21 protein-coding genes and 5 pseudogenes are annotated in these 25,776 nt (G+C 36.2%); 7 read left to right on the top strand and 19 right to left on the bottom strand.

What is annotated here, in order from left to right; all coding sequences use genetic code 11:
• Positions 1 to 116: 116 nt before the first annotated feature.
• The 6 genes and pseudogenes from HMPREF9124_RS11365 (at position 117) to HMPREF9124_RS01120 (ending at position 5,296) form a co-directional block, all read left to right on the top strand.
• Entirely contained in the window at positions 117 to 581 is a 465-nt protein-coding gene (locus tag HMPREF9124_RS11365) for a replication initiator protein A (RefSeq protein WP_207635482.1), read from the top strand.
• A complete protein-coding gene (locus tag HMPREF9124_RS12030) occupies positions 581 to 823 on the top strand; it encodes a hypothetical protein (protein ID WP_005606290.1) in 243 nt (80 codons plus the stop codon). The genes HMPREF9124_RS11365 and HMPREF9124_RS12030 overlap by 1 nt, the downstream gene beginning before the upstream one ends.
• A gap of 715 nt (positions 824 to 1,538) precedes the next feature.
• The gene (locus HMPREF9124_RS01140) at positions 1,539 to 1,988 is read left to right on the top strand and encodes a CopY/TcrY family copper transport repressor (protein ID WP_009427951.1); all 450 of its coding nucleotides are present in this window, start codon (positions 1,539 to 1,541) and stop codon (positions 1,986 to 1,988) included.
• A gap of 19 nt (positions 1,989 to 2,007) precedes the next feature.
• Positions 2,008 to 4,298: pseudogene (locus tag HMPREF9124_RS12905) on the top strand (copper-translocating P-type ATPase).
• A gap of 240 nt (positions 4,299 to 4,538) precedes the next feature.
• Positions 4,539 to 4,910: a hypothetical protein gene (locus HMPREF9124_RS01125; protein WP_036597524.1), complete on the top strand. Its 372-nt coding sequence runs from the start codon at positions 4,539 to 4,541 to the stop codon at positions 4,908 to 4,910.
• Between the two features lie 194 nt (positions 4,911 to 5,104).
• Positions 5,105 to 5,296, top strand: a complete 192-nt coding sequence (locus tag HMPREF9124_RS01120) for a hypothetical protein (protein ID WP_036597522.1) — start codon at positions 5,105 to 5,107, stop codon at positions 5,294 to 5,296.
• A gap of 398 nt (positions 5,297 to 5,694) precedes the next feature.
• Here HMPREF9124_RS01120 and HMPREF9124_RS01115 read toward each other — a convergent pair whose 3' ends face one another.
• The 11 genes and pseudogenes from HMPREF9124_RS01115 to HMPREF9124_RS01065 form a co-directional block, all read right to left on the bottom strand.
• Positions 5,695 to 7,461: an ABC transporter ATP-binding protein gene (locus HMPREF9124_RS01115; protein ID WP_009428009.1), complete on the bottom strand. Its 1,767-nt coding sequence runs from the start codon at positions 7,459 to 7,461 to the stop codon at positions 5,695 to 5,697.
• Positions 7,458 to 9,251 (bottom strand): ABC transporter ATP-binding protein, encoded by a 1,794-nt coding sequence (locus tag HMPREF9124_RS01110; protein WP_009428641.1) that lies wholly within the window; start codon positions 9,249 to 9,251, stop codon positions 7,458 to 7,460. The genes HMPREF9124_RS01115 and HMPREF9124_RS01110 overlap by 4 nt, the downstream gene beginning before the upstream one ends.
• Positions 9,252 to 9,325: 74 nt before the next feature.
• Positions 9,326 to 9,739 (bottom strand): hypothetical protein, encoded by a 414-nt coding sequence (locus HMPREF9124_RS12025; RefSeq protein WP_036597521.1) that lies wholly within the window; start codon positions 9,737 to 9,739, stop codon positions 9,326 to 9,328.
• Positions 9,740 to 9,757: 18 nt separating this feature from the next.
• A pseudogene (locus tag HMPREF9124_RS01100) lies at positions 9,758 to 10,567 on the bottom strand (VirD4-like conjugal transfer protein, CD1115 family); the annotation flags it as partial.
• A gap of 11 nt (positions 10,568 to 10,578) precedes the next feature.
• Positions 10,579 to 10,764: a transposon-encoded TnpW family protein gene (locus HMPREF9124_RS01095; RefSeq protein ID WP_009429691.1), complete on the bottom strand. Its 186-nt coding sequence runs from the start codon at positions 10,762 to 10,764 to the stop codon at positions 10,579 to 10,581.
• Positions 10,765 to 10,852: 88 nt separating this feature from the next.
• Positions 10,853 to 11,968 carry a PDDEXK nuclease domain-containing protein gene (locus HMPREF9124_RS01090; protein WP_009428919.1) on the bottom strand — a complete coding sequence of 372 codons (1,116 nt, stop codon included), beginning with the start codon at positions 11,966 to 11,968 and terminating at the stop codon, positions 10,853 to 10,855.
• 174 nt (positions 11,969 to 12,142) lie between these two features.
• Positions 12,143 to 12,855 (bottom strand): annotated as a pseudogene (locus tag HMPREF9124_RS01085) (replisome organizer).
• 85 nt (positions 12,856 to 12,940) lie between these two features.
• On the bottom strand, positions 12,941 to 14,575 hold the full coding sequence (mobQ, locus tag HMPREF9124_RS01080) for a MobQ family relaxase (RefSeq protein WP_009428234.1): 1,635 nt from the start codon (positions 14,573 to 14,575) through the stop codon (positions 12,941 to 12,943).
• 407 nt (positions 14,576 to 14,982) lie between these two features.
• On the bottom strand, positions 14,983 to 15,249 hold the full coding sequence (locus tag HMPREF9124_RS01075) for a DUF3847 domain-containing protein (RefSeq protein ID WP_009429355.1): 267 nt from the start codon (positions 15,247 to 15,249) through the stop codon (positions 14,983 to 14,985).
• Between the two features lie 68 nt (positions 15,250 to 15,317).
• A complete protein-coding gene (locus HMPREF9124_RS01070; protein ID WP_009427961.1) occupies positions 15,318 to 15,734 on the bottom strand; it encodes a sigma factor-like helix-turn-helix DNA-binding protein in 417 nt (138 codons plus the stop codon).
• Between the two features lie 185 nt (positions 15,735 to 15,919).
• Positions 15,920 to 16,327 (bottom strand): carboxymuconolactone decarboxylase family protein, encoded by a 408-nt coding sequence (locus HMPREF9124_RS01065; protein ID WP_207635481.1) that lies wholly within the window; start codon positions 16,325 to 16,327, stop codon positions 15,920 to 15,922.
• Positions 16,328 to 16,438: 111 nt separating this feature from the next.
• Between HMPREF9124_RS01065 and HMPREF9124_RS12795 the strand changes: the two are divergent.
• Positions 16,439 to 16,809: pseudogene (locus HMPREF9124_RS12795) on the top strand (MerR family transcriptional regulator).
• Positions 16,810 to 16,857: 48 nt separating this feature from the next.
• On the opposite strand, the gene HMPREF9124_RS01055 reads toward HMPREF9124_RS12795, so the two are convergent.
• The 8 genes and pseudogenes from HMPREF9124_RS01055 to HMPREF9124_RS01020 all read right to left on the bottom strand — a co-directional run bounded on the left by HMPREF9124_RS01055 (position 16,858) and on the right by HMPREF9124_RS01020 (position 25,730).
• Positions 16,858 to 18,705, bottom strand: coding sequence for a recombinase family protein (locus HMPREF9124_RS01055; protein WP_009428559.1), 1,848 nt, complete (start codon positions 18,703 to 18,705; stop codon positions 16,858 to 16,860).
• A 97-nt stretch (positions 18,706 to 18,802) separates the two neighbouring features.
• Positions 18,803 to 19,471 (bottom strand): annotated as a pseudogene (locus HMPREF9124_RS01050) (VirD4-like conjugal transfer protein, CD1115 family); the annotation flags it as partial.
• Positions 19,472 to 19,629: 158 nt separating this feature from the next.
• Complete coding sequence (locus HMPREF9124_RS01045) at positions 19,630 to 20,640, bottom strand: DMT family transporter (protein ID WP_009429029.1); 1,011 nt, start codon at positions 20,638 to 20,640, stop codon at positions 19,630 to 19,632.
• Between the two features lie 48 nt (positions 20,641 to 20,688).
• Positions 20,689 to 22,149 carry a MobQ family relaxase gene (gene mobQ, locus HMPREF9124_RS01040; RefSeq protein WP_009428357.1) on the bottom strand — a complete coding sequence of 487 codons (1,461 nt, stop codon included), beginning with the start codon at positions 22,147 to 22,149 and terminating at the stop codon, positions 20,689 to 20,691.
• 243 nt (positions 22,150 to 22,392) lie between these two features.
• Positions 22,393 to 22,713, bottom strand: coding sequence for a DUF3847 domain-containing protein (locus HMPREF9124_RS01035; protein WP_009429568.1), 321 nt, complete (start codon positions 22,711 to 22,713; stop codon positions 22,393 to 22,395).
• Positions 22,714 to 22,841: 128 nt separating this feature from the next.
• The gene (locus HMPREF9124_RS01030) at positions 22,842 to 23,459 is read right to left on the bottom strand and encodes a DNA alkylation repair protein (RefSeq protein ID WP_009429000.1); all 618 of its coding nucleotides are present in this window, start codon (positions 23,457 to 23,459) and stop codon (positions 22,842 to 22,844) included.
• A gap of 169 nt (positions 23,460 to 23,628) precedes the next feature.
• Positions 23,629 to 23,811 (bottom strand): transposase, encoded by a 183-nt coding sequence (locus HMPREF9124_RS01025; protein WP_009428460.1) that lies wholly within the window; start codon positions 23,809 to 23,811, stop codon positions 23,629 to 23,631.
• An 80-nt stretch (positions 23,812 to 23,891) separates the two neighbouring features.
• On the bottom strand, positions 23,892 to 25,730 hold the full coding sequence (locus HMPREF9124_RS01020) for a recombinase family protein (protein ID WP_009427735.1): 1,839 nt from the start codon (positions 25,728 to 25,730) through the stop codon (positions 23,892 to 23,894).
• Between the last annotated feature and the right edge of the window lie 46 nt (positions 25,731 to 25,776).

Below are 25,776 nucleotides of genomic sequence, written 5' to 3'. Positions count from 1 at the left end.
TACTGGTTGGTCACCTTCCAAAGTCGAAGAGTCTCTCAAAGAGCTTTAGCAATTCAATTTAATTAAATTTCCCGAATCAGGTGGGATGATGTTAAAAGTAGGTGAGGCAAAATAGTATGGAAAATATTAATTTAATAAGTGTCGATGAATATCAAACTTCAGAAAGATTCTATGCATTGCCTAAAATACTTTTTGAGAGTGATCTTTACAAAGAAATGAGATTAGATGCCAAAGTCTTCTATGCAGTATTAAAAGATAGATTAAGTTTGTCTTTTAAAAATAATTGGATTGATGAAGATGGATATGTGTTTTTAGTCTATTCCAATTCTAAACTGATGGATATTTTAAATTGTTCTAAGTCTACTCTGTTAAGAATGAAAAAAGAATTAACACAATTTGGTTTAATTTATGACGTTCAACAATCAACGACCAAGACTGGGAACTTGGAAAATCGTATATATCTAGGTCAATTGAAGGATAACTTCCTTACCCAAAATAACAAAAAAGTTGAAGATTCCCATGTAGAATCTAGAGTGGTGTCAAATTTATACCAGGAGGATGTCAAAATAACACGAGGCTAGTGTCAAAATCAGCCCCTAATGATACTGAAGACAATGAGACTTATTTAAGTGAATATACTAGTTCTAGAAAGAGCTCAAAAAATTCTAAAGAATTTTCTTCGTCTACTAGAGCTGATAATATCTCATCTATTGAAAAATCCGAAAAATATATTGACCCTCAATATTATTCTCTCCTGCAGGTAATTGCTGATGAATATAACGGTAAATTTTGCCAACAAGATTTATTCACTGGTGAGTTTTAAAATTATAGTCTAACTCATAAACAAAAAATGATGATAGGACAATACCTCTCTGACGGCTATATAACAAGTCGAGAAATAATTAACGTTATTGAGCGAATATCCTATGACAGTGAATCCCCTTTAGCGTACCTTCTTAAGTCCTTAGAAAATCTCAAGGAAGAAAGAAGACTTGAAGCTAAAATCCTTGCTCATAGAAAAGCTGAAATGGCTTTTTCCGAATAGTAGGAAATCAAATAGATGGGTACTAGGTATTGTAGCAGTTTACCTTTTCTATATTTAGATACTCGAACTCGAGGATATTAATAAGACATGAAATTAAGACAATTAATAGTCGGTAAAATTGAATATTTAGAACAACAGAACAAAAGATTTGATAATTTCCGTGTGTATAGGTTTTTTTCTATTTTTCCGCTTTTTCTCAATTCTTGATTTCCTAAATACGATAAACAATTAAATTGCTCAATAGTGTTCATCATATTTAGAAAATATAATTTTAAAAATAAGGAATTCTAAAATCAATAAAAATAAATCAATGGTAACCTTATAATTAGTATTGGGTAAAGATAGGAAAACAAAGGCAATAATAGCTGTTATATTTATTTAAAAAACAAGATGGTTACATTTATAAAAAAGACTTGACATATTTCGTTTACTAAAGTAGACTTGTTTTTGAGCATATTAGTTTACTTCTGTAGACAACGAAGAGGAAAGGAAAATGAGCACAATAGAATTTAAAGCTTTTATCACAGATGCTGAATGGGAGGTCATGCGTGTAGTTTGGGCAAATGATCGAGTAACTAGTAAAAAAATCATTTCCGTATTGAAAGAAAAAATGGATTGGACACCATCCACTATCAAAACGATCTTAGGTCGATTAGTTGAAAAAGGCGTACTAAATACAGAGCCAGAAGGTAGAAAGTTTATTTACACTGCCAATATTGAAGAGAAAGAAGCCGTAAGGGATTATGTAGAAGATATTTTTAACCGTATTTGCAATAAGAAAGTCGGAAATGTAATAGGAAGCATCATTGAAGATCATGTTTTAAGCTTCGATGATATAGATCGACTAGAAAAAATATTAGAGATGAAAAAATCTTTCGCAGTAGAAGAAGTGGCTTGCAATTGTCCAGAAGGACAATGCAAATGTCATTTACATCATCATTAAGCATAAGGAGGAATTTAAAATGAATAATGACAACAGATATTCGTCCCATAATCACCATGATTATGACGACATGGATAAGTTAAAACACGAGCATGGAATCACAGATGAACATGGAGACCATAAGGATAAACATCAAGAACATCATGCTGGGCATGATCACAGCGGGCACAGTGGGCATGATCACAGTGGGCATGATCACAGCGGGCATGATCACAGCGGGCATGATCACAGCGAGCATGATCACAGTGGACATGATCACAGCGGGCATGATCACAGCGAGCATGATCACAGCGGGCATGATCACAGTGGACATGATCACAGTGGACATGATCACAGTGGGCATAATCACAGCGGACACAGTGGGCATGCCCACCATCATCACGGAAGCTTTAAGGAACTTTTCTTAAAGTCATTGCCACTAGGAATCATTATTATGCTCTTATCCCCTATGCATGGATTTGAACTACCATTCCAGTTTACTTTTCCATATTCTGATATTGTAGTAGCTATTTTATCTACTATATTAATTATTTATGGTGGACGTCCATTCTATCAAGGTGCAGTTGATGAATTTAAACAAAAAGAACCTGGAATGATGGCACTCGTTTCTTTAGGTTTAAGTGTTTCATATTTATACAGTATTTATGCTGTGATCATTACCTACGTAACGGGTGAACACGTGATGGACTTTTTCTTTGAATTTGCTTCTTTACTATTAATCATGCTATTAGGTCACTGGATTGAGATGAAAGCTATTGGAGAAGCAGGAGACGCACAAGCAGAATTGGCTAAGTTGGTACCAAAAGATGCTCACGTTGTATTAGAAGACGATTCAATTGAAACACGACCAGTTGCTGACTTAAAGGTAGGTGATTTAATTCGTGTTCAAGCCGGAGAAAATGTGCCAGCAGACGGGATTATCGAGCGTGGCGAATCACGTTTAAATGAAGCTCTTCTAACTGGGGAATCAAAAGCAGTAAAAAAGGCCCTGGCGATGAAGTAATCGGGGGCTCAACAAATGGAGAAGGGGTTCTTTATATTAAAGTGCTTGAGACAGGTGATCAATCCTTTATCTCTCAAGTACAGACTTTAATCAGCCAAGCTCAAAGTCAGCCTTCCAGGGCAGAAAATATTGCGCAAAAGGTTGCAGGGTGGCTCTTCTATATTGCTGTTATTGTCGCGCTAATTGCTTTTGTAGTGTGGATGATTATTGGAGATATCCCAACGGCAGTTATATTTACTATTACTACATTAGTTATTGCTTGTCCGCACGCATTGGGTCTGGCTATTCCATTGGTAACCGCCCGTAGCACAAGCTTAGGGGCTAGCCGTGGCTTACTAGTAAAAGACCGCCAAGCCTTAGAAATAGCTCAAGATGCGGATGTGATAATTTTAGATAAAACGGGTACTTTAACAACTGGTGAATTTAAAGTATTAGATGTAAAACTTCTTAATGACAAATATACAAAAGAGGAAATCATTGCCTTACTGTCAGGTATTGAAGGAGGTTCTAGCCACCCGATTGCCCAATCAATTATAAGTTTCGCCGACGAGCAAGGTATACGTCCAGCATCTTTTGATTCGATTGATGTGATTTCCGGTTCTGGAGTAGAGGGTAAAGCAGGTGGGCACCGTTACCAATTAATCAGTCAAAAAGCCTATGGACGTAATATTGATATGGATATTCCAAAAGGAGCAACTCTTAGTGTCTTAGTAGAAAACGATGATGCCATTGGTGCTGTAGCTTTAGGGGACGAATTAAAACCAACGAGTAAAGAGTTAATTAAAGCTCTTAAAAAGAACAATATTCAACCAATTATGGCAACAGGTGATAATGAAAAAGCGGCTCAAGGCGCGGCAGAAGATTTAGGGATTGAATATAGATCAAATCAATCTCCACAAGACAAATATGAGTTAGTTAAAACACTTAAAGATGAAGGAAAGAAAGTTATCATGGTAGGTGATGGTGTAAATGATGCTCCTTCTCTTGCCTTAGCAGATGTTGGTATAGCTATAGGTGCTGGAACTCAAGTTGCATTGGATTCAGCTGATGTCATATTGACTCAATCCGATCCAGGAGATATTGAATCATTCATTGAATTAGCACACAAAACAACTCGTAAAATGAAACAAAACCTATTTTGGGGAGCTGGTTATAACTTTATAGCTATCCCTCTGGCTGCAGGAATTTTGGCTCCTATTGGTATCACATTAAGCCCTGCATTAGGAGGAATCCTAATGTCTGTGTCAACAGTCATCGTCGCCATTAATGCTATGTTATTAAGTTTAGATCCAAAAAATAACGATTAACAGATCGAATGATTGAAACTCCTTAAAGTATCAAGATACAATAGTTTTACAGGAAAAAAAGAGATGTAAGTACTGGCTCTTTGTAAAATCGTGTTGGTAGAAGTAGACGATTTTTCTACCAACACGATTTTTAATTTATTATAGAACTGATTTCTTTTAAAATCCTAAAAGCACCTATTTCAACACTTTTATAACTTGTTATTCTATTTTCTTGACAAGAATACCACCGTCTCAGTGGTAATGCTATGTACAATTATATTACCAAATATAGCTCATGCAAGTAATTTACCAAAACTAAATCCTGTTATAGAAAACTTAAAAACTAAAGTCAGTAAAGATATTGTTTATGTAGACGATGGTAATGGAAAAATGATTCCTGTAGAAATTACAGAAACCATATATTATAATAGTAACTCTGGTATGGTTCCTATGAGTTTTTCTCCATTGGCAAAAATTGGAGAAACAAGAAGCTACACAGTTAAAGTATCAAATGAGATGATGGGTATTCCAGGTACCGTTGGTACAGGTTTAAGTTTTGTCGCTAAAAAAGCAGCAGCTCAAGTTGTATCAAAAGCCATTGCCGCAAAGTTAGGAGCTGGTTTTATTCCTTGATTAAATTTTGTAACATGGGCATTAGGCGTTGCCGCCTTAGCTAATGCTATATCAGGTAAATCTGGAATAGAAATAACAGTTGGATTAAAATACACAGAAAAATATCTACACAAAGAAGGTTATTCTGTAAATGGCTGGAGCCCAACAAGTCTTTCTGTAAGAAGATGCTAATTTTTAAAAAAGGATGTTCATGTATGAATAGTAAATTCAATATAAGTCTAGCAATACTTCAAATAATTGCTGGTATTCTTGGCTCTGTAGTTTTCTTTAAAAGTATACTAAACCATGGAGAACTAACAATAACTATGACCATTCTATCATTCTTTTGGATGGTTTTTGGGTTGCTTCTTGGATTTAAAGGGCTATATAAAATTAAAAAGCGTTAAATCGAGTAGGAGAAGGGTATACCTCTCACACCACCGTGCATACGTTCGGTACACGGTGGTTTTTTAGTTTTCCCTTACTTGCACGGCAAGTTTGCGATGGTATTGTCGGTTATGTGTGCAATCCTCTGGCAAGCGGATGCCTCTACATATCCTCTCTGTTCCGCAGATACTTTTTGCAGATGACCTTCTTTATAAAGTTGTCTATCCTTAAATTTACTTTTGGTTGCTTTCACGCATTACACCGCCTAAAGTTCCGTCCTTCCCTCTGTGTGATGCAACCACAGTGGTACTATGACTTGACTTCTGCTGACTTCATTCTCGCCATTCGTTGTTACTACGGTTTCTTATTCTGCTTCCACCGCTGACGAGACCTCCCCGGGTAGCACATGTTTCTTTCTCTATTCATACCATTGGGCTTGCGTTCTATACATTTCAGAATACACTCCACCTTTGTTAATCAGTTCCTCATGAGTGCCTATATCATCTATAATGCCATCTTTCAACACTATAATCCGATCAGCAATTCTGGCAGCGCCAAGGCGATGTGTAATTATAATAGCAGTTTTTCCTTCGGATATTTCTTTGAAATTTTGATACATGAGACTTTCTTCAATCGGATCAATCGCAGATGTCGGTTCATCTAAAACAATGATGTCATGTTCACGGAATATTCCGCGAGCAATCGCAATTCGCTGCCATTGTCCACCTGACAAATCCACACCCCCGAATTCTCTGGACAGCATGGTACTAAACCCCTGTGGGAAGGAATCACTGTTGACTAACAATTTGGCCCTTTCACAAACATGGTTTAGTCTAACAAGCATATTGTAACAGCTATTATTGCTGCTTATGGTAATGTTTTCCTCCAGTGTTGTGAGATAGTGTTGATAATCTTGGAAAACAGCGGCACAATTTTGATATATGCACCGTGAAGCGACTTTTTCGCTGTCAAGTCCACCAATACGGACGGTTCCTCTGTCCGGAACATATAAACCAAGCATAAGTTTTGCCAGAGTCGATTTTCCGGCACCGTTTTCACCAACGATTGCTACGGTTTCACCCGGCTGGATTTTAAGACTAATTCCGCGTATTGTCTCTGTCTGCGTATTCGGGTAACTGAAATGAACGTTGTCAAGAGTGATGCCTTTCGTTTTGTCGAAACTTCCTTCTTCTTTTGCATTTTCCGGAAGATCAATGAATGAATGGTAGTTCTGAATAGATACTGCGTATTGTGTAATCTGCCCCGAGAACATTGTAACCATTTCCTCAGCAAGCGCATACATCATATTTACAGATGCGAAGACAGCGGAAAAAGCTCCTGGAGAAATCACTTTTTGAATCAAACTGTTTACCAACATTAGAAGGATACCGATATATCCACCGATAGTAAACAGTCTCAGGGCAGCATCTATCCTGATATGTTTTTTTTCGGCAGTCAAAGTTTTCTGATTGATTAGGATAACTCCATCCTGATATAGCTGCATAAAGTGGTTTACGATACCAAGAATTCGTGTTTCTTTAAAAAACTTTCGATTGCAGACGACTTGTTCATAATAATCAGTAGCTCGCCTGATTGGGGCAATCGCATCTTCCGCTTCGGAAAACAACCGAAACCGTATTACTTGGCCAAGAATGACTGGCGTAAAAATCAGCAGAACAATCAGAATCAGTATGGGTGAAATGTGCTGCAGGTACACCCCCAATAAAATGAAGTAAGGCACATAGAAGGTAAATACCATCAGAATCAGGCTGGAAGCAAAAAAACCATATTCCACGCCTTGCAAGGCCTTATTGAGCATATCAAGGAATTCCGGACGTTCGTAATCTATCGGTGAAATATGGGATGCTTTTATATAGATACGCTTATAGAAATGACTGAGTATCTTAGGGGAAAGATGCTCGATATGGAAATTACTTAAACTGTTCGCAATCTCAAAAAATACTGTTGCCATGATAAGAAACAGAAGCGGCCGTAGTGACACGGACAACGGTGAGCCTGCAGCAAGCAGAGGAACACTGTCGAACAATTTTTCAGTACAGAGCATGACAAGAATATAACCGCCAGCATGCAAAACATCAAACAGGCAATAAAGCGTAGTCATTCCGGGGCTGATTCTGAACATATCGAATATCATTCTGCGAAAAACCAGATACTTTTTCTTCATTGATACCAACTCCTTTGACTATCATACATATCCTTGTACAGTCCGTCATATTGCATCAGCGTAGCGTGGGATCCCTGCTGGACAATATGCCCATCATCAAGAACTAGAATATAATCCGCTGTTTTTGTGGCACCAAGGCGATGTGTGATTAGCAATGTAGTTTTTTGCCGGCTAATATATTCAAAATCCCCATATATCTTTGATTCACTCATTGGATCCAGTGCTGCTGTCGGTTCATCTAAAATATACATGGGTGCAGGGGACAACATAACACGCGCAATGGCAAGCCGCTGCCACTGGCCGCCGGAAAAATCCACACCTTTTTCGTCAAGTTTTCCTAGGTGGGTATTCATCTTATCGGGAAGTGTTCGTATATTATCTGTCATGTTCAGCTCATCAAGAATTTTTTCTATATTCCGATCTGTATCCGGATTGCCAAAGTTTCTGATATCTCCAATGGCAATGTTATCCCGAAGAGAAATGTGATAACGAGAAAAATCCTGAAATAGGACAGCAAAAAAACTCTTCAGTTCAGAAGCCGCATAGTTCTTTATCGATTTGTTGTTTATCAGGATTTCTCCTTCATAATCTGTATAAAGACCAGTTAACAGCTTGGTGAGGGTGGTTTTTCCGGCCCCATTTCTGCCAACAACCGCATAATGTCTTCCCGGCTCCATTTTCAGGCACAAGTCACGAAGCACTTCTTTTTCTGTGTTTGGATAGCGGAATGTAACGTGACGAAACTCAATAGATTGTAACGGAACAGGCGGAGCGGGTTCAGATGTAGCGCCCTCTGTTTCGGGAAGAGATGCGAAATGCGTGATATCTTTGAAGAACTCTCTCTGTGTGGCAAATTCCTTAATGCGGTCTGAAAATTCCCAGGACATAATGGATATGATACCAATAGAGGCCTGTGTTAATGCAATAAACATGCCTACTGACACCTTCCCCTTTGCAACCGCCAATAGCAAAATGAGGTCAACCATAAACATGGCTAAAGACACAGTCAGATTCACAGCCTTCATACGAAGCATAGTATTGATTGTTACCTTCCGCTGAAGGTACTTTACTTTTTCAAATAATTTATTCCATTGCAGAATTAACCTCTCCTGATAATGGAACAAGCTGCGCTCCCTTGCAGAATCACGATTTGTCATGATGTCGCTAAGGTATTCATATCGAATCTTGTATTTTCCGGTTTCTCTTTCGGCTTCGTACTGCTTTTGTCCTCCCTTGATTCCCAGAATCATAATAGGCACAGACAAGATAACGACAATAAACGCGGCCCACCAAGCACTGAATATCAGTGCACCAAGAAAACCAAGAATTTGAACTCCCATTCCAATCAGTTCAACACTGTTTTGAAACCCTATAGTCATTCTGTCTTCGAGCTTGTTATTAATCCGCTGAAACAGCTCCCATATTTCCTTGTTTTCAATACTCTCGTAGGTCAATCTGGCACATTTTTGAATGATCGCTGTATGAAATTGAGCCCGAATCCCATTTTGGACATGTTTCATACACAAAGCGGCTAGGACTTTACAGATTCGGGCATATACAATAATTCCGCTTAGCATAAGAATAGGAAGGAGCAATTCCTCACGAGAACTTCTTCCTGACAGATATGACAAAGCCTTTTCAATAAACAGAGCATTCACTGCAATCTGTATTGTAGGTATAATAAATTCAAGAAGTCTAATAAGCGAATACAAGACAGTACTGAGTTCACTGCTTTTGTATGGAATCAGAATATTGTCCCATGGTGTGTACTGTTTCTTGGAAAGAATCATATTGGTTCTTCATTCTCCTTGTCTTTACCGAAACGATTTTCAGAACTTACGTACGCGCCGCAACTTTAGTATGCCTAGGTTAGTACTTTACTCCTTATGTTCCTGTATATCTCTTTTTCTGTTCTAGTAATACAATATGAATACAATTCACAATTTTCATCACAAGGTTCCTGACAGTGCATTGTCGGAAGCGCTTCAAATGGATTGCCCCTAAAATCTTCAAAAACCATTTGCACAAGATTTTCATCGAAAAAATTTCTCAGATAATTATAGATAGTAGCATCATCTGAATTTTGATTTTTCAAGTGAAGCATCAATTCATAGCAGAAGTAATAGCAACTGTTTTCATCTTCTTTATCCAGTGCTTGGCAATATGTATGCATCCATTTTTCTGCCTGAATTATATCTTTTTTGAATAAATACAGCATACAAATAAAGAGCGAAACAGTTTGTAATTCATATTTTAATGCACCTGCCATTTTTTGCAAGGTCAAGCCTTGTAAATCTTACAATCTTGTAATTACCGTATTTCTATTAAGCTTAACCTCGCCTTTTCTCTTTATATATTCTTCAATATCAAACACATTCTTCTTGTCATAATCTTCTAAGAACTTATAGTTCTTATGCTTTGTGATGTCGAATTTATCCGAGAAAAAAGGTCTGACACCTCTAAGCTGAAAGATACATTTTCCACCATCCATCACTGTTATCTCGTCTTGGCTCATTAGATCTTTTCCGGTCTTTTGATAGTTCATGGCAAAGCTGTTCTGATTGGACTTGGTTTCCGAGATATTGTATAAGTCAATGGTTTCCTTTCCCAAAGTTTCTGAAAGTTCTTTTAATGTAGTCTTTTCCTTCCCTCCCAGGAATAAAGTACTATCGCAGTTTCCAATAATCGTATCCGCATTATCCTTGTAAATAGCTTTCAGCTGAGATTGTGCCTGTAGAATAATACTTGCAGAAATTTCTCTGGAACGAATTGTGGCTATAAGCTTCTCAAACTTTGGGATTAAGCCGATATTTGCAAACTCATCTAGGAGAAACCTGACATGAACAGGTAATCGTCCTCCATAGACATCATCTGCCTTGTCACATAGAAGATTAAAAAGCTGAGAGTACATAATGGAGACCACAAAGTTAAAGGTATCATCTGTATCAGAGATAATGACAAATAGTGCTGTTTTTCTATCTCCAATGCAATCCAGCTCCAATTCATCTTCGCTCATTAAGTCCCTTAGTTCTTGAATATCGAAGGGGGCAAGTCTTGCTCCACAAGAGATAAGAATGGACTTTGCTGTTTTCCCTGTTGCTACTTGTCAAGGACTTTTTAATCAAAATCATCTTTTTTTTCGTCCGATTTTCTCCGAAATTCCCTCAACATTATCCTTTTTAGTTTATCTTGCATAGTTTCACTGCTTTTATCATTAAAATGGACAATCACCTCATAAGTAGTCTTTCCAATCTTCTTTATCGTCTTTGTTCCTGTAGTTTGTTCATTTCTTTTTTCTTGCATATTTTCTCCTTTCTTTGCAATAAAAAATGACGATTAGTGATTTTTTCCAATCGTCATTAGCCAATATTTATTCATTTCTTTGATGTTTTTAATTATCCGTATCTATTTCTTTGATCTTTTTCTCTATTTCTTCAATACTCGGCAAACTGCTCTTATATTCTGCTTCAAGTAATTTAGTAATCTTATATTTGCTTATACCTATAGGTTGCGATATTTGTTCTAATGAATATTCACAAACGACATCGTTTTTATCTTTGCAAATAAGAAGTCCAATCGTAGCATTATCTCTATCAGTTTTTAGCTCTCTATTCACTGCTGTTACATAGAAATTAAGCTGTCCTAAATGTTCCGGCTTAAACTTCTCCGCTTTCAGTTCTATAACAATGTAAGAATGGAGTTTCAAATTGTAAAACAGTAAATCAATATAAAAATCATCCCCATTTATATTTATGTGATATTCTTTGCCTATGTAGGCAAATCCCTCGCCAAGTTCAAGTAAAAAATCAGAAATCTTGTCAACCAGTTCTTTTTGAAGTTCCCTTTCATCATATCCTTCACGAATGGTAAGAAAATCAAAATTATATGGATCTTTTAATGTCTGTCTTGCAAGGTCTGATTGCAAAGCAGGTAACCTTTTTTCAAAGTTTGTTATAGATTTTCCTTCCCTGCCATATAATCCGCTTTCAATTTGATGTACGAGTACATTCCTGCTCCATCCGTTCTCAATAGTTTTATCAACATAATATATGGCTTCATCAATGGTCTTGCACTTGTTTATTATCCTTTGATTATGTCCCCAAGGTATCTGTTTAATATGGTTGATAACTCTTTCATCAAATTGGGCTACAGGCTGTAGTCCTTTTGAATTGCTGTCGTTATTTTCTATTTCGGCTACACCTTGTAGCCCTTTTATATAAAATGAATACCATCTTCTGATATACTTAATATTTGTTTCAGAAAAACCTTTCATATCAGGAAATTCTTTTTGTAAATCTTTAGCTAACGATTTTATAAAGGCATCTCCCCATGAATGTTGTTCTTGATTTTTTACAATGTATTCTCCCAAAGTCCAATATAAATCTAACAACAAATAATTTACCTTTATTGCAGCTTTAAGTTGGCTACTTCTTACTTTCTCTTTTAACTCTGACAATAGCTTTTTATACTCACTATCACTTGTGATAGACAGCTCTTTATTATCCAAAGGTCATACCTCCTCACTCATAATAATACTTAATTATACCAAATTTATCAATATTTTTCATCTGCTAATTTCCTTCAAGTTGAGTTTTAAGACTGATTTTATCCATAGACATGCTTTAATACCTCTTTTAGTCTTAACGCTCTAAAAATGCCTTTACACCGCCTTGTATGATAGCTATAAATGTTCCCCCTTATCATAATCTTCAAAAGTTGGAATCTTGCCGGTCTTTTTCTGTGATAGTTTATCCTTGTCTTGCTCATACCAATTAAGGATAGTTACATAATGGTCTTGATATGTCTTTCCGGTACTCTTGATATACCTTGACAGTTTTTCAATCATCGTGTCGGTATGACTTTGTAGCTTTTCTTGTAATGCCTTGTATTGTTCGTCTGTAAGGATAATGTTTTGATATTCTCCATATTTTTTGAATTGGGGGGCGGGGTGCTTTCTTCTCTCCCCTTATCTATACTAACCTTATCTAATCTACCCTTATCTATACTGGGTTGACCACTTGTCAACCTTTGGTCAACCAAATGACAACCAACCTCTTTGATATACATTCCGTTTTTAGTTTGAGATAAGCTCTGCACCTCATTTTCATATAAGGTCGGTTTATATCTGTCTTTACGGATAAAGTTGTTGATTTTCCAATGCGTAATGACGATAATTCCTCGTTCAAAAACAATCACAAAGCCTTTGGCAATAAGTATTTTCAGGTCATCTTCATTCGCTCCGATAATCTTGATGATTTTCTTAGGATTATTTACAAAGCCGTCATCATCTGCCCTCATTGATAGATGAAAATATAGGCATTGACTACTTAAAGGCATATCCAAAAATAAGTCGCTATCTACTATCTTGAGTGAAAACATTCTTTTATCTGCCATTTTTCTTTCCTCTCTTATCTTAGTTTTTTAAGAATGTCGTGATTTACGACACCCTTCGTTTTTGATGTTATCCCATTTTAGGACTTCATCTTTCCTCTTTCCTGTAATAGTCTTTTGTTTTATCCTTTCGTTTTTCGTAGGCTTCTTGCTGCTCTTGATACTTCTTAATCTGTGCAATGACACTTGGTTTTTCTCCTCTCTTGATTGCCTTGTCAATCTCAATGGATAGGTCTATGCCATAATCATCATTGACTGTTTTCACTGCATACTTGATATGGTTGATACTTTCGTATTCTTCTTTGACTTTTTGAGATTGTATATTGAGTTTTAATATTTCACTTTCAAGGCTTTGGATTTCTTTTTTCCAGTCCTTTATCTTGATAGCCGATAAGCCTGTTATCTTTTCAAGGATTGCCCTTGCTCTTTTATATTTATCTATCTCATCTTTATGGGAATTGTAAAAGCTGTCTTTGAATAGGGATTTACTGTTCCATTCCTCAAAGACTTGTTTGTTATCCTTGATGATGTCCGCATAGGCAAAGCATTTATTTAAGTTTTCTATTCTTGTGGTTTTCGCCTTAATATCTTGACTAATCTTTTTATTCTTGGATTGTAAGGTACTTATTTTCTCTTGCAATTCGGCTATGGTTTTAAGGTTATTGTCCTTTAGATATATCCTTGCTTTTGAAAATCTTCTTAGGTCTGCACCGATCTTTTTGTTGCTTGCATAGGGGTTTAGTTTTCTTGCTTTTTCTCCCTGTAAGTCATAATAAATACTGATGTACTCATAGAGATTAAAGAGTTCCGCTTTGTTCTCATATTCTTCTTTCTTCTCCTGTTTGTACTGCTCATATTTGTCAAATAAGACTTTGGTAAAGTCATTCAACCAAGAGGTGATTTCTGCAATTCTTTCTCTCACTGCTTTCACAATAGAATTATGCTTTTTGATTTCTCGGTTGATATTTCCTTTCTCGGTTTCCACTCCTTTTCGCTCTAAGGCACCGGCACTTGCTCCTAAATGAATGGTCGGAATTTCTTCTTTTCCTTGTCTTTTGTAGGAGCGATGATCCACTCGTTTTTGTTCTCCGGCTGTTTCTAAATATTGATTACAAAGTGTGGCAAAATGTTCTCTCCATTTCTCGGCATTTTCTTTGTTGTTCCAATCAGTGAGGTCGATTTTCCTTGTTTTAGGTTTTCCGTTTTTACCTAAAATCTTTTTTCCCTGTTCATCAAGAAGATATTCTTTTTTGCTCTTTGCTCCCCAAGTGCCATCTTGATTTAAGGGGCGAACAGTTGTCATTATATGAGCGTGAATATTTCCGTTTCCCTCATCATTTCCTTGATGAATGGCAAGGTCTGCAATCATTCCTTTGGATACAAAATTCTCCTGTATAAACTCCCTGATGAGGTCTTTGTTTTCTTCCAAACTCAACTCTTTGGGTAGGGCAATAATGAAGTTTCTTGCAAGCTGTGCATTGATGGCTTTTTCATTTAACTCCACACTGTTCCACAAGATGGAACGGTCTAAAAATTCTTTCGGTGCATTTTCCGGCAAGAAGATTTCTTTATGCTCCAAGCCTTTTTTGTTGTGATAATCGTGGGTTACTCCGTCCCATTCATTCGTGAGTTTCTCACAAGAAATATAGGCAGCACTTGCGACTGCACTTTTTCCTTTCCCTCTTGAGATGATGGAAATATTAAAGTGAAAACTGTCTGCCACTCTTATCAACTCCTTTCGCTTTTAGATTGTCTTTGTTCTTTTCTTTTGTTGTTTTAGGTGTCGGTCTTAGCGGTTTTCTTCTCGGATAGTCCATAAAGTGAATGACCGTTTTGAAACGGTACAATAGAAAAAGCCGACTATACTGCAACTGCTTTTGTTGTTTCAGTATGTCGGCTTGATAAGTAGTATCCGTTTCAAATTTTTAGGGTCAAGGGTGAGCGGTAGCGAATGCACTTTACCCTTGACGATAAAAAAGGGAATGGGGGATATGCAATCATCTTTGCTACTCCTCTTTTGCTCCCTGCAAGGGTAAAGGCTCCGCAGGACGCAAGGACACCCTTTAGGGTGTATAATTGCGCCCTTAGAAAATCTAAGGGAATTGCGATTATACGATGTCCTTGCTTTTCTTATCTTTTTTGAAATGTTCTTTGTAAGATAGCCTTTATTTCTTGATTACTTTTCTCGCTTGCTCCCTCAATAAAACTTTCTAAGATTGCTCCTCGTTCTATCAATCTATGGTTTCGCTTTTTGCGTTCTTCAAGGCTCGCTTGCTTTCTGATTTTCTTTTCCTGATTTTTTAGCTGCACCAACTTCTTTTCGTACTTTTCAAGTTCATTTTCTTTCAGTTCAATTTCCGATTTTACTTTTTGTAGTTCTGTCCTATTGTCTTTCATATCCATTCCTCGCTTTCATCTTTATGAGAAAAGGTTAAGCACATTTCGCACTTAACCTTTTCGCTTTATTAGATTTTACCCTCTAAGAGTTTTCTTAATTTCTCTAAAATCTTATCCCTCCTTTTCCCGATTGCCTGATAGCTTCTGTTTTTTCTTTCTCCAATAGACCGTAAACTCTCATCTCTGAAAAATATGGCAGTAATGATGTCCCTTTCTTCTTCTGTAAGGGAATTTAATGCCTTATTCAGTTCTTCGATTTGCATTTTTACTTCTACAATTTTTTCAATATCAATGCTTTCATCTACGATGTTATCTATAAAATGACCGTCATAATCGAATATAGAAAAGGGAAGTACATTATACTTCCAATCTTTTCTTTGGAGATACTTTTCGTGTTCCGTTATTCTCCAGTAAGCTCTGTATATTTCCTCATTTACCTTAACCGCTTTTCCTTTGACATAAAGTAAATATTCTTTTTTATCCATTGTATAATCCTCCTTTTTCTGCTCTCTGATTTTGGTTTTTGAGCATAAAAAAGGAGGACTTCTACACTTTGGCGTAAATAGTCCTCTTTCAAAAATTATGATTTTTGGTTTTTCAGCAAAAAATCAGTGAAAAATCACTCGTTATTTTATTCCACATAGCTTTTTTATTTTTTATTGGTGATATATTACCTCCCGTCGTTTGTGTTACTACCTAAAGTAAGATTCCTTTCAGAAAAGATTTTTTTTGCAACGAATGTAGCATTTAAGACTTTTGGAAAACCCACATACGGAATGCACTGAATAAATGTCTCAATAATTTTTTCCGGAGATATTCCCACATTTAAAGATCCATTAATATGAACTTCTAATTGTGGTTCGCACCCTCCTAATGTCAATAAACTTGTGATAGTTATCATTTCTCTTTCTTGCAAAGAAAGTCCTTGTCTACTATAAATATCTCCAAATGCAAATTCGATAATATATTCTCCTAAATCTGGAGCAATATCTTCTAATGTTTGTATAACTTTTTCGCCACTCACACCATCAATTTCTTGTAATTGTTCTAAACCTATTTCAAATCGTTTACTTTTCACTTGAATTCACCTCCTTTTTTCTTTTATAATATAATTATACTACTTAAACTTTGGTTTAAGTCAAGTTCTTTTACTTATGAATTTTAAAAATTAGGAAAGGAGTCATCTGCAATGAAAATAGGCGAAATTGCAAATAAAACAAATCTTCCAGCAAGCACCCTTCGTTACTACGAAAAAAAGGATTACTCAAAGTAGATAGAGACAAAAATGGTAGGAGATATTATAAAGAAAGCGATATAGAGTGGATAAAATTTATAAGACGGCTGAAAGAAACAGGAATGCTTATCAAAGATATTCAACATTATTCCGAGTTACGATATGTTGGCTCGATTACAATGCCTGAACGATTACAAATTCTCCAATTACACAGAAATTATGTTTTAGAACAGCAACTAAAATGGACTGAGTATCTTCAAAATTTAGATGATAAAATTGAGTTCTATCAGCAATCTATTAAAAATATGACAAAACATAACTTGTAATTCGATAAGATCTGTTACATTGAGTGCGTGAAAAAAAGAAGTCTATAATTAGGCTTCTTTTTTCATTAGCTCTTTATATTCACTTAATGGTATTCCGCTTTTTTTCAGCGTTTTAAGTTTCTCCTGTTTGAGTTGCTCCCTTTTCTCCTTGTATCTGTCCTCATATTCTTTTTGCTTGCCGTTTGCTTTACGATTGAGGTAGTTTTGATGAAGCCTGTCTTTTCTTTCCCGTTCTTTTTCTTCCTCCTCCCTTAATTTCTGCATTTCTTCTTCGGATAATTCTTCTTTCGGTGGTTCATAGTTGCCGATAAAGTTGAAGTAGATTTCGACTTTCTGATTGGCGGTTTGACTGCCTTTTCGATCTCGTTCGTGAATTAAGATTTTTTCTACAAACTCGTTGATGATGGTCGGAGTCAGTTCGTCAAAGTTATCATAGCGTTCGATCAACCGGATAAACTTTTTTGCTCTATCGGTTTCTTTTTCGTATCGTTTGATGGCTTTTTCCAACCCATCGATTTCTTTGCTGAGTTCTCTTTGCTCTGTTTCATACTGATTGTTTAAGATTTCATATCGGTTATTCGGTATCTTCTCCAGTATCATATCTTCGTATATCCGACACATTAAGCGTTCCAGTTCCTGAAGCCTGTTTGTACTATCTGTGAGCCTTGTCTTTTTCTTTTCCATTTCCATTTTCTCGCTTTCTTCCATTTCGTTTTGAATGGAATGGAGAAAGGCTTCGTTATCTTCATCAAGGCTTTTCTTAATGTCTTGTAGGGTGCTTTGAATGAGATTTAATACCACTTCTGCTTTTATCCTGTGAGCAGATGGACAAAGTGTCCCACAAGGTACTTTTGTGTAGGCACTACAAGTATAATAGGGGATATTCTTGTAGTTGCTCGTTCTGTGAACATACATTTTACTGCCACAATCGGCACAATACATCAGTCCTGTAAGGGGGTGGTATTCGCCCCAACCATCGGGATAGCGTTTCACATTTCCTCGTATTCTCTGCACATTATCAAAGGTTTCTTGGTCTATGATTGGCTCGTGGGTGTTTTCAAAGATGAGCCAGTTATCTTCGGATACATATTTACTTTTCTTGTCTTTGAAATGCTTCCTTGTTTTGAAGTTGACTGTATGCCCTAAATATTCTTGTTTTTTTAAGATACTTGCAATCGTGGAACTGCACCAACGATACGGATATTCAAACACTTTGCTTTGATGTAGTCCATATCCCAATTTCTGCTGATGATAGGCGGGTATATCTATCTTGTCAGTTTCTAATATTCTTGCGATGGCATAGGGTCCTTTTCCGTCCATCGTCAGATGGAATATTCTTCGGACAACTTCTGCTGCTTTTTCGTCGATAATCCACTGATTTTTATCGTCCTTGTCTTTGATATATCCATAGGGTGGACTGCTTCCTGTATGCTTTCCGCTTTCGCCTTTGGCTTTGAATGTGGACTTAATTTTCCTTGAGGTATCTCTCGCATACCACTCGTTCATAATGTTTCGAAAAGGGGTAAAATCATCGTCTTTGTAAAAGCTATCTACATTGTCGTTAATGGCAATGAGTCTAACTCCCTTTTGCCTTAGTATCTCCATACATTGACCGACTTTGAGGTAATCTCTGCCCAGTCTACTCATATCCTTTACGATGATACAACCGATATTTCCTTGATTGACTCCGTTCATCATTGCCATAAATCCCGGTCTGTCAAACTGTGTTCCGCTGATTCCGTCATCGGTAAAATGAATGATGTTCTCCAAATGATTTTTCTTTGCGTATTCTTCTAAAATTTTCTTCTGATTGACGATCGAATTGCTCTCGCCTTGTAGTTCATCATCTCGGCTTAACCTTTCATACAAGGCGGTTATTTTCTCATAATTTCTCACGATTACCTCCTTTCGCTCAAATTCTTCAATAAAAAAAGAATTAAGCAAAACATTTTTCACTCAAATAGTGATGAAGTGTTCTTCTTAATTCTATAACTCCGGCTGCAAGCTTGTATTTCTTGTATTGCTTTACAGCAAAATGTCTTGGTTCTTTCTTTTCCAATGCCTCAAAAAGCCTGTCTATCGGATTCTTATAATTTTCATCGTCTTCTCTGACTTCTGAAGCATCTATCATGTCCAGCAGTGTTGCAAAATTCTTTTCTTCTTTCGGTGCTTCATAGTAGATATAGGCAATCAGAGCCGTGTAATAAAGCTTCTCGGCTTTCACCCAGAAATCTTCCCCTGCCTTTTCTCCTTCCCCTTTGGTATTGGCAATAATGGTCTGCACCAATTTCAGAATATCTTTTTCTGAATGGATATAGCTAAAAGGATTGTATTTCATACTTTTTTTGAAGTTAATGGTATTTAATATTCGAATTTCATACCCATTATCTTCCAGCATTTTGCCACACTCAAGAACTATCGTCCCTTTAGGGTCTGTTACGCAATAGGAAGAATGCATTTGCATAAGATTAGGCTTAACATAAAACCTTGTCTTCCCGGATCCTGATCCACCAATCACAAGAACATTTTTATTTCTTGCATACTTTGGATTGCTTGGTCTTCCATTCATGCTTAATCTCTCTGTTTTGGTAAGCAATATATTGTTTTGAAATTTTTCGTCCATGTAAGGCTCAATGTCTTTCCTATTTCCCCAGGAAGCGTTTTGTCAAGTACCTTTTTATATTTATGGACGCTCTTTCTGTAAGCCGTATTAACTTTTAAGCAAAGAAAAACAGTAAACCTTTTTTGATTCACTGTTTCTCTTTGTTGTATTATGCTTATTTCTTAACGGTTATATAAGTTAAGCCATTTTCCAATCATTTATGTGTTTGCATGAGAATGACTGTGTATATGCATAGGGTTAAATATAAAATGTCTATGCTCATGCGAATGTACTACTTTTCCGTGCTTATGCTGGTGGGTATGGACATATCCATTATATATTTTTTCGTTACCAAGCGTATCTTTTATCATAATCAATGTGCTGATTATCATAATGCCGAGGGCGATATAAAATTTTACTGTTGGTCTTTCACCCAAAATAATAAAACTAAATCCCACTCCTAAAAATGGTGCTATAGAATAAAATGCACTTGTTTTTGCTGCACCCAAGTTCTTTTGTGCCATAATATAAAAATTTATACTTAAACCATATGCCACAAAACCAAGTAACATAACCGCAAGTATATATAGTATTTCAGGTAGATGTTCTCCAATGATAAAAGCAATAACAATACTGCCAATACCCGAGAAAATTCCTTTTATTAACACAATTTCCTCAGAACTTTTATCACTTATACTTCTTGTACAATTATTCTCAATCCCCCAACAAATACAAGCACATAAAACAAACATTGAACCTTTATTCAGTGCTAATGCTTCCATCCCCTCAAAGCTAAGAATGACGCTTGATAAAAGTACAAGGACAATAGCAATCCATAATCTTTTAGAAATTTTTTCCTTAAAAATCAAAAGGGCAATGACCGATGTTGCAACAATTTCAAAGTTATTAATTAACGAGACATTAGCAGAATTTGTATTGGCAATGCCAAACATCAGAAATATCGGTGCTGCTATATCAAGAACAACCATTGCAATTGTATAAGGTAAATCATTTATATTAAGCCATTTTTCGTCAGTCAATTTGTTTTGAGTTTTCTTTATTCCAAGTAATATCCCAATACCAACACCTGCTCCTAAATACAAAAAACCGGCAAGCATTGTCGGAGACACATTTGCTAATAATATTTTCGATATTGGTACATTGATTGCATATAATGCTGCTGCTAATATTGCAAAAAATGTAGCTGTTTTATTTTTACTCAGTGTCAAAGCCCCCTTTCTATCTTTTTTAATATTATACCATTTTTTCACTTAGTTTTATAGGTCTAACTCATTCCTCTTTACCTGTGATAGTCGCTTTTCGTGTCCCTCTATTTGCTCTATACAGGTTTTAACTTTTTCAGCCTGTTCAACTTCTTCTCGTATCTCCAATATTTGACTGTATAGGTTCTTTTTCTCTTTCTTCAAAGTGGCAAGTTCTGATTTCCATTTACTGATGGCTAAGGTTTTACTTTCTCCTAAATGGTCTTTCAAATATTTCTTAGCACTTTCAAATAAAATAATTTCTGCCGTATGCTCGTTATAAAAATTCCCCTGTTTGCTTTTCTTTGTCTTGGTATAGGCTTTGTAGGTGTCCTTATGCTTCAAATATTTTTCTGACTGGTCTATGAGTTTTGTTTTATCATCAACTTTCTTTTCGGTATCTTTTAAGGCTCTTGTGGTCTTGTAATTCTTATCTCGTAAGGTAACTATACTTTCTTTTAGCTGGGATAATGAAGTGATATTTTTATCTTTGAGTAGCTGATAACTCTCAATATATTTTTCTAAATCAGCATTATTCTTATCTGCATTTTCACGGATAAGATTTTCAAAGATTGACTGCAAATTTTCTTTGAGTGGGAGGGTGAACTTTGTATTTTCATTTTCTGTATTTTCTTCTTTTCCAATTCCCCTTATCCAATTTAGCAATGCCTTTATTCTTCTTGAGATTTCTTTTAATATCTTGTTTTGATGTATGATTTCTCTGTTGATGTATCCTCTGTCTGTGGATATGCCTTTCTTTTCCATTTGTGTTGCTGATACTCCTAAATGAATGGTCGGTATTTGTTCTATTCCTTGCCTTAGATAAGAGCGATGATCCACTTTCTCCTGTATGCTGTTTTCTTCAAGATATTTGTTTGTGATATCTGCCCATGCTTTTCGCCACTCTTCTGCTTTGTCTTGCTCATTCCAATCTGTTGTATTGATTTTTCGTGTTTTGTAATTTCCATTTTTGAGTTTTACTTTTTCTCCGTTTTCATCAAGGATATATTCCTTTTTTGATTTTGCTCCCCATGTTGTATCCTCGTTTAGTGGTCGCATGGTAAGTAATATATGACAATGTGGGTTTCCATCATTTTTATCATGTATTGCAATATCGGCACACATACCTACTTTTACAAAATTTTCTTTTACATATTCTCGTACAAGATTTATTTGTTTCTCTCGGTCTAATTCTTTGGGTAAGGCTACTTCAATTTCTCTTGCAAGTTGTGAGTTTTTACTCTTTTCTATTTTTTCAACACTATTCCATAATGTCCCTCTATCTGAAAATTCCTGTGGTGCATTTTGTGGTAAAAGAATTTCTGTATGGGCTATTCCACCTTTTCTTGTAAAGTCATGGACTATACCGTCATATTCGTTTTTTATCTTCTCGCCACTTCGATAGGCGGAAGCTGCTACTGCACTTTTGCCTTTACCTCTTGAAATAATCTTTATGCAAAGATGATATATCGCCATAGTAAAAAACCTCCTTTCCATTTTCTGATATGGTTATGGTGGAGATAGATAGAACTTCCTAAAAAAATCGGATAGCTTTTTATCCGATTTCTTTTGGGAAGTACACAAGGGGTAGGAAATTTATTTCCGTAGGGGAGTGTAGCTCCCCCTGTATCAGCGTTAGCTGATATGCCCTCTGCTAAGAGCCTTCGGAGAACGCACGCACCTGTTAAGGTGTATATGTGCGCCCTTGTAAACAAGGGACTATTCCTCTGTTCCCGTTACTTCCTCTTGCATTTCTGTATTTTGATTTTCGCCTTGTCCTCGCTTCTCTATGATTTTTAAGATTTTTTGATTGACTTCTTCTTTTATATTCGGAAATGTGATTAGCTGATAAAATTCATCTTTAGTAAAATCCTTGCTTTCGGTAAAGATACTTTCAAAGACTCCTCCTTTTTCATAAATGCGTCTATCTCTCTTTTTTCGTTCTTCCTGTTTCTGTTGACTGATGAGCTTTTTTCTTTTGTTTTGTAACTGCTTGATTTCTTCTTCTGCCATTAAAATTTTTTCATCTATGTTTTTCATTTTCTGTTTTCCTTTCTTTCTAATTTTGAGCAAAGAAAAAACAGTAAACCGATTTGATTTACTGTTTTGTGAACTGCTATGTTACAGCTTGTATTTAGTTGTTTAAGTTAGATAAAAACTGGGAGTTGTCAGCTAATAAGTTTACTTGCCAACTTGTACACTTGATTTATTTCTTTGCTTTCCAACTTCCAGTTATTAAGTTCAACTTTAATTAACTCTGGAAATTTTTTGCTAATATCCCTTAAAGCATTTCCTACTGATTTCCTAACATATTCACTCGCATCTTCTTTTAAGTTGGCAATTCGTCTAATAGCTTCATTCGGATTATCTTTGAAATATGGTCTACTCGTCCATATTCTCAACCCCTCTGTAACTGCTCTTCTCGTATTCGAATTATTATTTTCTAACCATTCATCAATGATTGGAAGTGCTTTTTCATACCCTGTCTTTTTACAAAATTCATCAAATGCCTTTGCTAATACTTCTTGAACTCTCCAATTATCATCTTTAGAAACTTCATCTCTCATAAATGCCAGAATATCATTTTGTTCTGACAAGTATCCAAAAAGAAATACGCCGTACATTCTTACTTGATATGTGTGAGATTTATAAGCTAAAAATGCCAACTTCTTGACATATTCTTTATCATTAGATTTATAATCGTTTAAGGCTCTTTTTTCTTCCTCTTTGAAACCATTTTCTATCAAAGAAAATTCTTTTTCTAAACTCCCAATATACTCTTTCAAAGGAACTCACCTCGCTTTCAAATTCTAATTTTTCTATAAATCATTTGAAAGTATTATGCCATTTTCAATGGTTTTTTTCCACTGTCAGATTTCCTACTTGCCCTCAGGAATTTATCAGGACATACAGAAAAATAATAGAAAAGATAGATACAAAAATTATCTTTTTCCTTTATTCTTTCCGTTCCGCTTGCACTATCTTTAACAGCCTATCTTGAAAGGTATCCTTGCTCTCTTTATCAAAATATATCTCGCTTACAAAGGTCTTTCCTCTAATCTTTTTTATTAAAATGCCATCAGGTTTTCGGGACATGGCTCGTTCATCTTTAGTCTGTGCTTCTTGTTTTTCTGTCATTCAATTCCTCCTTTTTACTTGCACAAAAAAAGATTTCCTGTAATTAGGAAACCTCTTTTCATTTTGATTGATATTTAATTTTAGGTTACCGCTTGTAGCTTCTTTCTTGCTCTATATTCTCGTGCTTTTATCCGTTCATACTCTCTGAATTTGTCAATATTTTTAGATCGGTATTCTTTGGAATATGCCCTGTGATATGCTCTTGTTTTTTCTTTCTTGGCTTCTTCGATTTCTTCCCTCATCTGTATCATTTCTTGTTCTGTCGGCTCTATCTCTTTTGTAAGTTCATTTTCAAATTTTCCGATATAGTTGAAATACACTTCGATACGCTGAACGGCATATTTTGCTCTTTTGACATCTCTTTCATGCACTACAATTTTACTGATAAATTCATTGATGGCGGTGGGGGTAAGTTCTTCAAAATCTGAGTAGCTTTCTGCCAGTTTGATAAAGTTCTTTGCTCTTTGGTTGGCGTTTTCAAATTCGGATAAGCGTTCCTCTATTTGCTCCTGTTCTGCTTTTAAGCTGTAATATTCTTCTGCATATTTCCCCGATAATTGCTCATAACGCTTCGGCTCGATATTTCCCAGTGCATTATCCTCATACAGCTTATTCATAACTCTTTCTATCTGTTCCATTCTGTCTTTGATTTGTGGGATACGCTTTTTCTGTTTTTTGATTTCTTCTGTCTGTTCTTTGGCAAGACTGCTTTTTACCAATGCTTCAAATTCTTCTTTATTTGCCAATGAATACTGTGCTATCTTTCGCAAAACCTCTGTAATGGTTTCCATCACATCATCGACATCAATGCGGTGGGGAGAATGGCATTTCGGGTGTTTGGATTTTCCTTTGGCATATTCACTGCAATAGGTTACATGTTGCACTTTTCCGCTTTTGTGTATGGTACGGATGTGCATTTTTGTACCACAATCTTTACAGTACATCAGTCCGGATAAAGCGTGGATTTCTCCATCTCCGTTTGGTCTTTTTACAGGTGCGTTTTTTAATCTCCGTTGTACATTTTCATAAGTAGCTCGATCTATGATTGGCTCATGCACATTTTTGATTACCTGCCACTTATCTTTATCTACATAGTGGTTTCGTTTGTCTTTGTAATGCTTTTCGGTTTTGAAGTTGACTACATCGCCACAATACTCCTGCCTTTTCAGTATGTGTGTTAGGGTTGCTTTGTTCCAGTTATAACGGTTTTCTTCATTCAGCTTTCTGTTTTTCGCCGTTCCTCTGTCTTGCTGTTTCATATAAAAGGTTGGGGTTAGTATTTCTTTCTCTTTCAAGTAAACGGCTATCTGATTTCTGTTTTTCCCATCCATAAACAGTCTAAAAATGAGTTTTACGACTTCGGCAGCTTCTTTATCGACTATCCAAAAATCTTTGTTGTTAGGGTCTTTTATATAGCCGTAGGGGGCTTCTGTTGCAACAGGCTTTCCGCTTGCTCCTTTGGTCTTAATGCCTGTTTTGACTTTCTTGCTGATGTCCCTTGCGTACCACTCTGACATGATATTGATAAAGGGTGCAAATTCTAATGTATTTTGGTCTTGGCTGTCTATACCATTGTTGATGGCAATAAAGCGTACATTGTTTCTTCTAAATATCTCCATAGCGTTTCCCACTTGGAGATAATCTCGTCCCCACCTTGTCATATCTTTCATAATGACAATGCCGATTTTTCCGCTTTCTACATCGCTTATCATCTGTGTATAGGCGGAGCGGTCAAAGAACCTACCGCTTTCATCATCGTCGATATAGTGGCGAATGTTCATCAATTTGTTCTGTCTTGCATATCTCTCTAAAAATGCCTTTTGATTTACAATACTGTTGCTTTCACCACCGTCCCTGTCCTCATCACCAACTGAAAGGCGGGAGTATAGCGCTGTGATTTTGGTTGCATATTCCATCATGGCGTTATCCTCCTTTTTTGTGTCTATATATCACTCCTGTTCAGTT

It is taken from the genome of Oribacterium sp. oral taxon 108 str. F0425 (genome assembly GCF_000214455.1).
In the GTDB taxonomy this organism is placed as follows: Bacteria; Bacillota; Clostridia; order Lachnospirales; family Lachnospiraceae; genus Oribacterium; species Oribacterium asaccharolyticum.
This window is presented reverse-complemented; position numbering and strand designations above follow the sequence as displayed.

Bases quoted from the DNA above. Each gene is read 5' to 3' on its own strand.
- mobQ (WP_009428357.1), bottom strand. From the start codon at position 22,149: ATGGCGATATATCATCTTTGCATAAAGATTATTTCAAGAGGTAAAGGC.
- HMPREF9124_RS01115 (WP_009428009.1), bottom strand. From the start codon at position 7,461: ATGAAGAAAAAGTATCTGGTTTTTCGCAGAATGATATTCGATATGTTC.
- HMPREF9124_RS01020 (WP_009427735.1), bottom strand. From the start codon at position 25,730: ATGATGGAATATGCAACCAAAATCACAGCGCTATACTCCCGCCTTTCA.
- HMPREF9124_RS01140 (WP_009427951.1), top strand. From the start codon at position 1,539: ATGAGCACAATAGAATTTAAAGCTTTTATCACAGATGCTGAATGGGAG.
- HMPREF9124_RS01075 (WP_009429355.1), bottom strand. From the start codon at position 15,249: ATGAAAGACAATAGGACAGAACTACAAAAAGTAAAATCGGAAATTGAA.
- HMPREF9124_RS01110 (WP_009428641.1), bottom strand. From the start codon at position 9,251: ATGATTCTTTCCAAGAAACAGTACACACCATGGGACAATATTCTGATT.
- HMPREF9124_RS01120 (WP_036597522.1), top strand. From the start codon at position 5,105: ATGAATAGTAAATTCAATATAAGTCTAGCAATACTTCAAATAATTGCT.
- HMPREF9124_RS01125 (WP_036597524.1), top strand. From the start codon at position 4,539: ATGCTATGTACAATTATATTACCAAATATAGCTCATGCAAGTAATTTA.
- HMPREF9124_RS01035 (WP_009429568.1), bottom strand. From the start codon at position 22,713: ATGAAAAACATAGATGAAAAAATTTTAATGGCAGAAGAAGAAATCAAG.
- HMPREF9124_RS01025 (WP_009428460.1), bottom strand. From the start codon at position 23,811: ATGACAGAAAAACAAGAAGCACAGACTAAAGATGAACGAGCCATGTCC.
- HMPREF9124_RS11365 (WP_207635482.1), top strand. From the start codon at position 117: ATGGAAAATATTAATTTAATAAGTGTCGATGAATATCAAACTTCAGAA.
- HMPREF9124_RS01070 (WP_009427961.1), bottom strand. From the start codon at position 15,734: ATGGATAAAAAAGAATATTTACTTTATGTCAAAGGAAAAGCGGTTAAG.
- HMPREF9124_RS01095 (WP_009429691.1), bottom strand. From the start codon at position 10,764: ATGCAAGAAAAAAGAAATGAACAAACTACAGGAACAAAGACGATAAAG.